Annotated in this window: 10 protein-coding genes; 2 read left to right on the top strand and 8 right to left on the bottom strand. The window is 73.7% G+C overall.

The genetic code is table 11. The annotated features are described in order from the left end of the window. Positions 1 to 125: 125 nt before the first annotated feature. The gene (locus AB0O40_RS22635; protein WP_365044526.1) at positions 126 to 317 is read right to left on the bottom strand and encodes a ferredoxin; all 192 of its coding nucleotides are present in this window, start codon (positions 315 to 317) and stop codon (positions 126 to 128) included. A gap of 16 nt (positions 318 to 333) precedes the next feature. Next, a complete protein-coding gene (locus AB0O40_RS22630; RefSeq protein ID WP_365044523.1) occupies positions 334 to 1,521 on the bottom strand; it encodes a cytochrome P450 in 1,188 nt (395 codons plus the stop codon). A gap of 455 nt (positions 1,522 to 1,976) precedes the next feature. On the opposite strand from AB0O40_RS22630, the gene AB0O40_RS22625 reads away from it, so the two are divergent. Beyond that, positions 1,977 to 2,555, top strand: a complete 579-nt coding sequence (locus tag AB0O40_RS22625; protein WP_365044520.1) for a sigma-70 family RNA polymerase sigma factor — start codon at positions 1,977 to 1,979, stop codon at positions 2,553 to 2,555. A gap of 905 nt (positions 2,556 to 3,460) precedes the next feature. After that, on the top strand, positions 3,461 to 4,333 hold the full coding sequence (locus tag AB0O40_RS22620) for an IclR family transcriptional regulator C-terminal domain-containing protein (RefSeq protein ID WP_365044529.1): 873 nt from the start codon (positions 3,461 to 3,463) through the stop codon (positions 4,331 to 4,333). A 23-nt stretch (positions 4,334 to 4,356) separates the two neighbouring features. Here the strand turns inward: AB0O40_RS22620 and AB0O40_RS22615 are convergent, their stop codons facing one another. The 6 genes from AB0O40_RS22615 to AB0O40_RS22590 are packed head-to-tail and all read right to left on the bottom strand — an operon-like array spanning position 4,357 to position 10,092. After that, positions 4,357 to 5,304: a nucleoside hydrolase gene (locus AB0O40_RS22615; protein WP_365044517.1), complete on the bottom strand. Its 948-nt coding sequence runs from the start codon at positions 5,302 to 5,304 to the stop codon at positions 4,357 to 4,359. Between the two features lie 37 nt (positions 5,305 to 5,341). Beyond that, complete coding sequence (locus AB0O40_RS22610; RefSeq protein ID WP_365044514.1) at positions 5,342 to 6,010, bottom strand: HAD family phosphatase; 669 nt, start codon at positions 6,008 to 6,010, stop codon at positions 5,342 to 5,344. Then, positions 6,007 to 7,125, bottom strand: coding sequence for an ABC transporter ATP-binding protein (locus tag AB0O40_RS22605; protein WP_365044511.1), 1,119 nt, complete (start codon positions 7,123 to 7,125; stop codon positions 6,007 to 6,009). The genes AB0O40_RS22610 and AB0O40_RS22605 overlap by 4 nt, the downstream gene beginning before the upstream one ends. Continuing rightward, positions 7,125 to 8,060: an ABC transporter permease subunit gene (locus tag AB0O40_RS22600; RefSeq protein WP_365044508.1), complete on the bottom strand. Its 936-nt coding sequence runs from the start codon at positions 8,058 to 8,060 to the stop codon at positions 7,125 to 7,127. Before AB0O40_RS22600 ends, AB0O40_RS22605 begins: the two co-directional genes overlap by 1 nt. After that, positions 8,048 to 8,941, bottom strand: coding sequence for an ABC transporter permease subunit (locus AB0O40_RS22595; protein WP_365044505.1), 894 nt, complete (start codon positions 8,939 to 8,941; stop codon positions 8,048 to 8,050). Before AB0O40_RS22595 ends, AB0O40_RS22600 begins: the two co-directional genes overlap by 13 nt. Continuing rightward, positions 8,941 to 10,092, bottom strand: a complete 1,152-nt coding sequence (locus AB0O40_RS22590) for an extracellular solute-binding protein (protein ID WP_365044502.1) — start codon at positions 10,090 to 10,092, stop codon at positions 8,941 to 8,943. Before AB0O40_RS22590 ends, AB0O40_RS22595 begins: the two co-directional genes overlap by 1 nt. Positions 10,093 to 10,329 lie beyond the last annotated feature (237 nt).

Here is a 10,329-nt window from a genome sequence, read left to right as displayed (position 1 = left end):
TTGCAGTTGACCATCACGGTCTCGTAGCCCGCGTCGCTCAGGGCGAAGGAGGCGTGGACGCAGGAGTAGTCGAGGGCCCCTCGTACACCGTGCCGTCCCGGACCCCACCCGGGACGGCACGGCCGTCAGGCCCCGGTCACCGCGATGGCGGCCACCGGGCAGGCCCGGGCCGCCTCGCGCACCAAGGGGCCCCGGCCGCCGGCGGCCTCCGGGAGCAGGGCGCTGAAGCCGTCGTCGTCCTGGGTGAACACCCCGGGCGCGGTCAGGGCGCACTGGCCGGCGCCGATGCACCGGTCGCGGTCGATCTCGATGTCCATCGCAGCAGACTCCTTCTCACCAGGTGGCGGGGAGTTCGAGCATCCCCTGGATCGTGTCCCCCGGCTTGAAGGCGATCTCCTCCGGCGGCGCCGCCAGCCGCAGCCCGGGCAGCCGCGCGAAGAGGGTGCCCAGCGCGATCTCCATCTCGGCCCGGGCGAGGTTCTGCCCGAGGCACTGGTGGATGCCGAAGCCGAAGGCGACGTGGTGGCGGGCCGGCCGGTGCCAGTCCAGGACGTCGGGGTCGGGGTAGACGGCGTCGTCCCGGTTGATCACCGAGGTGGCGAAGACCACCCCGTCGTCGGGCCGCACCACCACCCCGCCGACCTCGACCGGCTCCCGGGCCACCCGCAGCATCCCGTCCGCGATGGACAGGTAGCGCATCAGCTCCTCGACGGCGGCCGGCAGCAGCGCGGGGTCCGCCCGCAGCTCGGCCAGCTGCTCCGGGTGGTTGAGCAGGGTGAAGGTACCGAGGGAGATCATGTTGGCGGTGGTCTCGTGGCCGGCGATCAGCAGGATCGCGGCCAGCGACACCAGCTCCTCGACGTCCAGCTCGCCGGTGGCCAGCCGCTGCTGCACCAGCTCGTCCAGCAGCCCCTCGCCCGGCTCGGCGCGCTTGCGCAGGATCAGCTCCCGCAGGTAGCCGTTGATCAGGTCGCGGGCCTCCTCCACGTCGGAGGCGTCCGGACCGCGCAGCAGGCGGCGCGACTGCGCCTCGAAGAACTCGTGGTCCGCGTACGGCACTCCGAGCAGCGCGCAGATCACCATCGAGGGCAGCGGCAGCGCGAAGGCCGAGACGAGCTCGGCGCCGGGCCCCCGGGCCACCATGTCGTCGATCAGCCGGTCCACGGTCTCCTGGATGCGGGGCCGGAGCGCCGCGGTCCTCTTGAGGGTGAAGGCCGGGATCAGCATCCGCCGCTGCACGGCGTGTTCGGGGTCGTCGGCGCCCAGCAGGGCGGTGCGCCGGTTCGCGAGCCCCCGGAAGCGGGCCGTCGGCATCGGGAAGGCCGCCCGGGTGCGGTCCGCGGAGAGCCGGTCGTCGGCGAGCAGGGCGCGCGCCTCGGCATGGCCGGTCACCACCCAGACGGACCGGCCGTCGAAGAGGGTGACCCGGGAGAGCGGCCGGTCCTCGCGGAGCGGCTGGTAGGCGGTGGGCGGGTGGTAGGGGCAGGTGCGGTCCTGAGGGAAGGAGACGGGTTCCGGCATCGTGGCACCTCGCTGACGCTGACTTGGTTGCCTTCCGCCATTACATGCCTCAGGCACCTATCTGGCCCATAGCGCATTCGGCCAAACCGACCGAGTTCCCCCGAGCGGCCGCAAAGCACCCGTCCGCGCAGCCCGGACGGCGGGGCGCACGCGGGCGGAAAGGGGCGCGTACGCGAGGAGGTGCGCCAGCTTCCGGAGAAAAGCGAAAGACGCCCCGCACCGAAGGGGAGGTTTCCGGTTGGCTAGTACGTGAGAGCACAGCCACTCACCGGCTGCCGGACCTGGGGCCAGGCACGCCCGGCCATCGCACGCACCACCGGAAGGATTCGCGTCGTCGTGGATCTCCTCGAGAATGCCGCGTCCGTGCCCATAGCCGAACCCAGGGTCCGCTCGTTCGTCAGAGAGGTAGCCGCCGCGTCGGCCGGCGGTGACAGTGGTCAGCCGTGGGGGTGCGCATGAGCGAAGGCGAGTTCGACCCTTTCGGAGACCAGACGGTCTCCAACGAACTGTCGGGAGTCCTGCCGGTGGAGTACACCGCGTTCCACTCGCAGCACCACCGCGCCTACCTCTGCTACGCCCACCTCCAGTTGGGAACCCGGCAGGACGCCGTCGACGTCGTCGACGACGTGTTCACCTTCCTCCTCAAGGTCTGGCCCCAGGCCCTCCGGGAGTCCAGCCTGCACGGGTTCGCCTGGTCGGTCCTGCGCGAGCACGTCGAGCGCCGGCTCGCCCTGCTGTGCAGAACCCCGGCCATGGTGGAGACCGCCTGGCTGGCGGCGCTGCGCCGCTCCAAGCGGCAGCGGCTGGAACTGCACGGCGCCAGACTCGCCTTGTACGCGGCCATCGCCGAACTGCCTGAACGCGACTACGACATCGCCCTGCTCGCCTTCCTCGGCGGCTACAGCGAGGAGCGGGTGGCGCAGATGATGGGCATCAGCACCGCCGCGGTCCGTTCCAAGATCCGGGGCGCCCGCCGCGCCCTGTCCAGGAAACTCGGGCTCGACTGGGCCGCCGGAGAGGAGAAGGACCAGTGACGGACCAGACACGGGACCTGACGACCGTGCTGTGGGAAGTGACCGTGGCCCTTCAGGACGCCGAGGCCCTTGCCGACGAGTACGCCGGGTACGACGAGGACGCGGCGCGCCGCCGGATCGCCCGCCGGGTGGTGGCCGACCGCATCCGGGCCGCCTCCGGCGGCACCCCGCGCACCACCGGCCGCCCGCTGCCCGCCCGGCGCCGCTCCGGCGCCCCCCGCGGCGGCCGGCCCGCCACCGGGCCCGACCCGGACACCCTGGTCCTCGACGCCGCCTGCCACGTCCGGGCCGCCCGGGGGCTGGACGCGCTCGCCGGGCACATCGTCGACAGCCCGGAGTTCGTCGAGCTGGCCCTGGGCGCCGGCTGCTGGCCGCACGGCCAGGAGTCGGCCCTGCTGCTGGGCTCCCTGCTGCACCTGGGCGGGCGCCTCGAAGGCGCCCAGTTCTGGTTCCAGTACGCGGCCGGCGCCGGCTCGGGCACCGCCGCCCGATGTCTGTACCTCCTGCACCTCTCCCGGGCCGAGATCGGCACCGCCCGGCACTGGATGAGCCAGGCGCTGCTGCTGCCCCCCGACTCGGGCCTGCCGGCGCTGCCGGCGCTGCCCGACGGACTGGAGGAGGCCCTGGGCGCCTCGGTGATCTGGACCTCACCCCCCATCACCACCCAGGACCTCACCTTCCTGCCCTTAGACCTCGCCCCCACCGCCGCCGAGCGGCCCCGGCGGGAGCGGCCGCGGCTGCCGCTCGCGCTGCGCCGCGCGGTGGCCGCCCTGGTGCCCGAGGAGGACCCGGACCTCGGCGAGATCGTGCTGCCCGGTCCCGCGCTGGCCGTCGCCCTCGCCCGGCACGCCGGGCTCAACCCCCGGCACCTGACCGAGGAGGCCAGCGTCTGGGCGCCCGGCCCGCTGCGGGCCCCCGGCCTCACCCACGACGCCCAACAGGTCCCGGCCGCCGGCCCGGAGCCGACGGCCCTGGTCTCCGTCCACCGCGCGCTGCGCGTCCTGGAGGTCGTCCACCGCTTCTCGGGCGGCGTCAGCCAGGTGCAGATCGCCCGGCAGACCGGGCTGTCCTCGCTGCTGCTGGCCACCGTCCTGGGGCAGTTGGTGCGGGCCGACCTGGTCACCCCGCTCGGCCCGGACGCGTACGTCGCCGGCTCCGCGCTGCGGCTGACCGGGGCGGTCGCGGGTACCGGCATGGGACAGCTCCAGGACACGCTGGCCTGGGTCCGGGACGCGGTCGGCGCCGCCGTCTACGTCAGCCGGTACACCGACGGCGAGATCACCATCACCCAGTACGCCGACGGCCCCGCCGCGCCCGTGGTCGAGGAGTGGGTGGACTTCCGCGAGGCCGGACACGCCTCGGCGGTCGGCAAGGCCCTGCTCACCCAGCTCGACTACGACAGCCGGATGGACCACCTCACCCGGCACCGGATCGCCCGGCTGACCGCGCACACCATCACCAACGAGCGGGTGCTCTTCCACCAGCTCGACGACCGGATGCCCGGCGAGGCCCTGCTCGACCTGCAGGAGTACCGGCTGGGCACGGTCTGCGCGGCGGTGCCGATCACCTCGGGACCGAACGCCGAATGCGTGGCGCTGTCCCTGCCGGCGCCCGATCCGGAGCGGTTGCGCCAGGCCGCCCGGACGCTCCAGAGCGAGGCGGCGACGGTCCTGCTGGCCCTGCTGGTGACGGGCAGCGCGCCCACCGCCCCGGCCGGCGCCGCGGCCGGGCCCCGGGAGCACGAGCGGATCGTGCTGAGCGGCACCGGCCGGGGCTGAGCGCGCGGGCCGCCGGCCCCGGGTCAGTCCCGGAGCCGGCGGCCCAGTGTGTCCACCGCGGCGATCAGCCGGTCCCAGAAGAGTTCCGTCTCCAGGGTGACCGCCACCTGTGCGTTGACCGGCCGGCCGAGCACCCCGTGCAGGTCGACCACGGTCGCCCCGCGGGTCTGCGTCCCGTGCAGTTCCACCGCGACCGGCGCCGGTACGCAGTGCACGATCCCGGGGTCGATCACCCGCGCCACCGCCACCGGGTCGTGCACCGGCGGGGCCGCGAAGCCGAACACCCGCCGGTAGCGGGCGGTGAAGAAGGTCAGCAACTCCACGCACAGTGAGCCGAGCGGGGTGCCCAGGGCCTCGAGCCGGGCCAGCACCTCGGGGGTGGCCAGCGCCTGGTGTGTGACGTTCAGCCCGCACATGGTCAGCGGTACCCCGCTGCGGAAGACCACGTCCGCGGCCTCCGGGTCCACGTGGACGTTGAACTCGGCGGCCGGGGTGGTGTTGCCGCGCTCGGTGGAGCCGCCCATCAGGACGATCTCCCGGATCCGCGGGGCGACCTCGGGATAACGCGTCAGCAGCAGCGCGATGTTGGTGAGCGGGGCGGTCGGCACCAGCGTCACCGGCTCCGGATGCTCCGTCAGGATCCGGTGCATCAGCTCGACCGCGTGCTCCGGCGCCGCCGGTACCGTCGGTTCCGGGAAGCGGGGCCCGTCCAGCCCCGACTCCCCGTGCACCTCCGCGGCCACCCGCAGCGGCTCGATCAGCGGCCGGTCGCAGCCCGCCGCGACCGGCACGTCCCGGATCCCGGCGACCGTGCACACCCGGCGGGCGTTGAGGGTGGTCTTCGCCAGCGTCTGGTTCCCGGCGACCGTGGTGATCGCCAGCAGGTCCACCGCGGGATCCCCGGCGGCCAGCATGATCGCCAGTGCGTCGTCGTGCCCGGGATCGCAGTCGATGATGACCGGACGCGCCATGCCCCACTCCTCGCCGCCGGGTTCAGGAGCCCCAGTCTCACATCCGGGCGGGCCCGCCCGGCAGACAACCGCGCAGGAACTCCGGGTCCACCCGGTCCAGTCCGGCGGCGAAGGTACGGCCCGGCGATTCCGGTACCGCCATCATCGAGGGCACCACCAGCACCCCGCACCCGGCCGCCTCGGCGGAGGCCGCGCCGTCGGGGGAGTCCTCCACCGCGACGCACTCGGCCGGGGCCAGTCCGAACCGCTCGGCGGCGGCCCGGTACGGGTCCGGGTGCGGCTTGGTGAGCGCGGTGTCGTCGGCGGAGAGCGTGAAGGCGAACGGCACATGGGCCAGGGCGCCGCCGACGACGCTGTCCACCACCACCCGGGGCGAGGCGCTGACCAGCGCGAAGGGCACGCCGTCCCGCTCCAGCGCGGTCAGCAGCCGCTGGGCGCCGGGCCGCAGCGGGGCGCCGGCCTCGACCCGGCCGAAGAAGGCGGCCGTCAGGGCCTCGCCGACCGCGGCCACGTCCCCGCCCCCGGTGACCGAGACCAGGTGCGCGGCGGTGTCCGGGACGGCCCGCCCCACCACCTCGCCGGCGTCCGCCTCGGTCAGCGCGTACCCCAGTCCGGCGGCGATCTCCTCGGTGGTGCGCCACCACAGGACCTCGGTGTCGACCAGGGTGCCGTCCATGTCGAACAGGACGGCGCCGAGCCCGCTCATGCGGCCGTCCCCGCGGTCACGGCCGCCTCGGCGGCGACCACCAGGACCGGCCGCTGGGCCAGGGACATGGTGGCGCGGCTGCCCGGGGTCAGCGCCCCGGCGTCGCGGGACGGCAGGTCGGCCTTGATCCGGGTACCGCCGGGCAGTTCGAGCAGGACGCGGGTGACCGGGCCGAAGAAGGAGGTGCCGGCCACGGTCGCGGTGCCCTGCGGGTCCGCGGTGGCGGTGACGTTCTCCGGCCGGACCAGGACCTCCACGGTCCGGGTCGCGGGGACCGGGCCGTCCACGGGCAGCCGGGCGCCGGCCACCTCGACCTCGGCGCCGCCGTCCGCGGTGAGCCGGCCGGGCAGCCGGTTCATGGAGCCGATGAACTCGGCGACGAAGGGCGTGGCGGGCCGCTCGTACAGCTCGGCCGGGGCCGCGCACTGCTCCAGGCGGCCGGCGTTGAGCACCGCGACCCGGTCGGCCATGGACAGCGCCTCCTCCTGGTCGTGGGTGACGAAGATGGTGGTGATGCCCAGCGACAGCTGGAGGCGGCGGATCTCCTCGCGGAGGTTGGCGCGGACCTTGGCGTCCAGGGCGGACAGCGGCTCGTCGAGCAGCAGGACCCGGGGCCGCAGGGCCAGGGCGCGGGCGAGCGCGACGCGCTGCTGCTGGCCGCCGGACATCTGGTGCGGGTAGCGGTCGCCGTGCTCGGGCAGGCCGACCAGGTCCAGCAGCTCGGCGGCCCGCTCGCGGCGCCGGCCGGCCGGGACCTTGCGGACCCGCAGGCCGAAGGCGACGTTCTCGCGGGCGTTCAGGTTGGGGAAGAGGCTGTACGACTGGAAGACCATGCCCGCGTCCCGGCGGTTGGCCGGGACGCCGGTGATGTCCCGGCCGTCGACCAGCACCTCGCCGGAGTCGGGCTGCTCGAAACCGGCGAGCACCCGCAGGGCGGTGGTCTTGCCGCAGCCCGAGGGGCCCAGCAGCGCGATGAGCTCGCCCGGCTCCACGGTCAGGTCGAGGCCGTCGAGGGCCACGGTCTTGCCGAAGGCCCGGCGCAGCCCGCGGAACTCGACCCGCGCGCCGGGGGCGTCCGTCTCGGGCTTGCGGGCCGCGGGAAGGGTGGTGGACATCAGGACTGGCTCTCCTTGCGGGAGGTGGGGGTGGGGGTGCCGACGGCGGCCTGCGGGGCGGTCCCCGCCCGCGACAGCAGGAGCAGCAGCCCCCAGGTGATGACGAGGCTGAGGATCGAGACGGCCACCGACATACGGGCCTGGGCCCCGGAGATGGAGACGATCCAGACGGCGAAGGGCTGGAAGCCGAGCAGCGAGGCGATGGTGAACTCGCCCAGGACCAGGGCCAGGGTGAGGAAGGCCGCGCCGGCCAGGGCGGTGCGCAGGTTGGGCAGCAGCACCCGCAGGACGACGTACGGCCAGCTCGCGCCGCAGCTGCGGGCGGCCTCGACGAGGGTCGGTACGTCCACCGCGCGCAGGCCCGCGTCCAGCGACCGGTGGACGAAGGGCAGCGCCAGCACCGTGTACGCGAGGACCAGGACGATCGGGAAGTCCTCGTTCTGGATGGCGATGAAGGTCTGGTAGAGCGGGGTCTTCGACAGGTGCTCCGGCCCCCAGCGCAGGACCGTGCTCAGTCCGGTGACCAGCGCGATCGGCGGGACCACCAGCGGCAGCAGGCAGACCACCTCGACCACCGGGCGGAGCCGGGGGGAGCCGAGCCGGACGGCGAGCAGCGCGGGTACCGTCAGCAGCAGCGACAGCGCGATGGTGGCGGCGGCAAGTCCGAGGGAGAGCAGCAGGCTCTGGCTGAAGCCGTCGGCGGACAGCAGCTCGGTGTAGGCCTCGAAGGAGACGCCCTGGCCGGGCACGTGCACGGTGAAGACGAAGGAGGCGACCAGCGGCAGCAGGAAGTAGCCGCCGGCCAGGCCCAGCACCAGCCCGCGCCAGACGCGGGGCCGGCGCCGGGTCCGGCGGACCCGGCCGGTCCCGGCCGCGGCGGGTGCCGGGCCGGCGGTCGGGGCCGCCTCCGGGGCGGTCGGGGTCATCGCAGCCATCGGGCGCTCCGTCGCTGAAGGGGCAGGTAGACCGCCATGACCAGGCCGGCGATCAGGATCATGTCGAGGCCGAGGGCCAGCGCGACGTTCTCCTGGCCGGTCAGCACGTTGCCGGAGAGCGCGTCGGCGATCTTCAGGGTGACCAGCGGGACCGAGCCGCCGACCAGCGCCGCGGCGGTCGCATGGGCGGCGAAGGCGGTGCCGAAGAGCAGCACGAACCCGCCGAGCAGCGACGGGGCGAGGACCGGCAGGCCCACGTGGCGCCAGAACTGCCAGCTGCTCGCGCCGTTGTTGGCCGCCGCCTCGCGCCACTGGGGGCGCAGTCCGTCCAGCGCCGGGGTGATCACCAGGACCATCAGCGGGATCAGGAAGTACAGGTAGACCACGGCCAGTCCGGTGAAGGAGTACAGGCTCCAGCCCAGGTCCTCGAGGGAGGCGAGCTGGGTGACGACGCCGGAGATGCCGAGGGTCGCGATGAACGCGAAGGCCAGCGGGACGCCGCCGAAGTTGGCCAGCACGCCCGAGGCGGTCAGCGTGGCCTCGCGCAGGGTCCGGGACCGGGAGGTGACCACGGCCTGGGCGATCAGCACCCCGAGCACCCCGCCGATCAGTGCGGTGAGGGCGGAGAGCTTGACGCTGCCGACCAGGGAGTCGGCGTACGGGCCCTGGAGCGAGCGGGCCAGGTGCTCGGTGGTGAACCGGGTGGCCCCGGCCGGGTCGGTCTGGGTGACCGCGCCGTAGGCGATGGCGCCCAGCGGGACCCCGAAGCACAGGGCCGTGAAGACGAGGAGGGGGAGGGCGGCCGGCCAGGTGCGGGGGCCGCGCCGCCGACGGCCGGTGCCGTCGGCGGCTCCCCGGTGAGGGGTGGTGGTGGCGGACATCAGGAGAGGGCCTTGTCCCACTTCTGCGCGAGGGCGGCCTTGGCGTTGTCGAGCTGGGCCGAGGCCGGGAAGGACGGGGTGCCGGCGACCTGCGGGAGCTTGGCGACGAAGCCCTGGTCGGCGGTCTTGTCCTGGGTCATGACCGGGAGCAGGACCGGGCGGGCGTAGCCCTTGAGCCACAGGTTCTGGCCCTCGGCGCTGTACAGGAACTCCATCCACAGGCGGGCGGCGGCCGGGTTCGGCGCCTCCTTGTTGATGGCCTGGGAGTAGAACTGGGCGTAGACGCCGTCCGTGGGGACGGCGACCTTCCAGTCGACGCCCTTGTCCTTGAACTGGTCGGCGTAGCCGGCGTTCAGGTAGTCCCAGTCGATGCTGATGGGCGTCTCGCCCTTCTCGACGGTGGCCGGGGTGGACTCGACCGGGATGAAGTTGCCGGACTTCTTCAGCTTGGCGAAGAAGTCGATGCCGGGCTGGATGTCGTCGAAGGAGCCCTTGTTGGCGAGGGCCGCCGCGTAGACGCCGCCGAAGGCCGAGCCGGACTTGGTCGGGTTGCCGTTGAGCGCGACCTTGCCCTTGTACTCGGGCTTGAGCAGGTCGGCGAAGGTGGTCGGGCAGGTCTTGATGCGCTTGGCGTCGCAGCCGATGGAGACGTAGCCGCCGTAGTCGTTGTACCAGCGGCGGGCGGTGTCCTTCTGGCCGGCCGGGATCTTGTTCCAGGCGGCGACCTCGTACGGGGCGAACAGGCCCTCGGCCGCGCCGCTGCGGGCGAAGGCGATGCCCAGGTCCAGGACGTCGGGGGCGCGCTTCTGGCCCTTGCGGGACTTGACGGCCGCGATCTCGTCGGCGCTGGAGGCGTCCGGGTTCTCGCTCTTGACCTTGACCTTGTACTTGGCCTCGAAGGCCTTGATGACCTCGCCGTAGTTCGCCCAGTCGGCCGGGAGGCCGATGACGTTCAGCGTGCCTTCCTTCTGCGCGGCCTTGACCAGCGCGTCCAGCCCGCCGAGGTCGGCGGCGGAGGTGGCGGCGCCCGGCTGCACCTTGCCCTTGCCGTCGGCGCTGTCGTCGGGGGCGGCACCGCAGGCGGTGAGGGAGGTGAGGACGGCGGCGCCGAGCAGCGCGGCCACGCCGAGGCGAGCGGAGGAACGGAACACGGTCTCTCCCGGAGACGATGACTGGGGGGAATCAACTTGTCTGAACAAGTCGCCCTCAGTTCGCCCGGGCCCGCTATACGGATGGTGAACGGCGCATGTCATACGCGGCACGGCTCGAAGAAGACGCAGGGGTGGCCGAAACCGACCGTGACAGGGGGCCTCCGGGCCGGGACCGGACGTACTCTTCGAGCGTCGGCGGGAGGTTAGGGTGACGCCGGAACGATCTTCGAACGAGGG

It is taken from the genome of Streptomyces sp. NPDC089919, from assembly GCF_040684615.1.
Classification (GTDB): Bacteria; Actinomycetota; Actinomycetes; order Streptomycetales; family Streptomycetaceae; genus Streptomyces.
This window is presented reverse-complemented; position numbering and strand designations above follow the sequence as displayed.

Coding starts and splice junctions, on each gene's coding strand:
- AB0O40_RS22625 (WP_365044520.1), top strand. CDS start 1,977: ATGAGCGAAGGCGAGTTCGACCCTTTCGGAGACCAGACGGTCTCCAAC.
- AB0O40_RS22595 (WP_365044505.1), bottom strand. CDS start 8,941: ATGTCCGCCACCACCACCCCTCACCGGGGAGCCGCCGACGGCACCGGC.
- AB0O40_RS22630 (WP_365044523.1), bottom strand. CDS start 1,521: ATGCCGGAACCCGTCTCCTTCCCTCAGGACCGCACCTGCCCCTACCAC.
- AB0O40_RS22635 (WP_365044526.1), bottom strand. CDS start 317: ATGGACATCGAGATCGACCGCGACCGGTGCATCGGCGCCGGCCAGTGC.
- AB0O40_RS22605 (WP_365044511.1), bottom strand. CDS start 7,125: ATGTCCACCACCCTTCCCGCGGCCCGCAAGCCCGAGACGGACGCCCCC.
- AB0O40_RS22615 (WP_365044517.1), bottom strand. CDS start 5,304: ATGGCGCGTCCGGTCATCATCGACTGCGATCCCGGGCACGACGACGCA.
- AB0O40_RS22610 (WP_365044514.1), bottom strand. CDS start 6,010: ATGAGCGGGCTCGGCGCCGTCCTGTTCGACATGGACGGCACCCTGGTC.
- AB0O40_RS22600 (WP_365044508.1), bottom strand. CDS start 8,060: ATGGCTGCGATGACCCCGACCGCCCCGGAGGCGGCCCCGACCGCCGGC.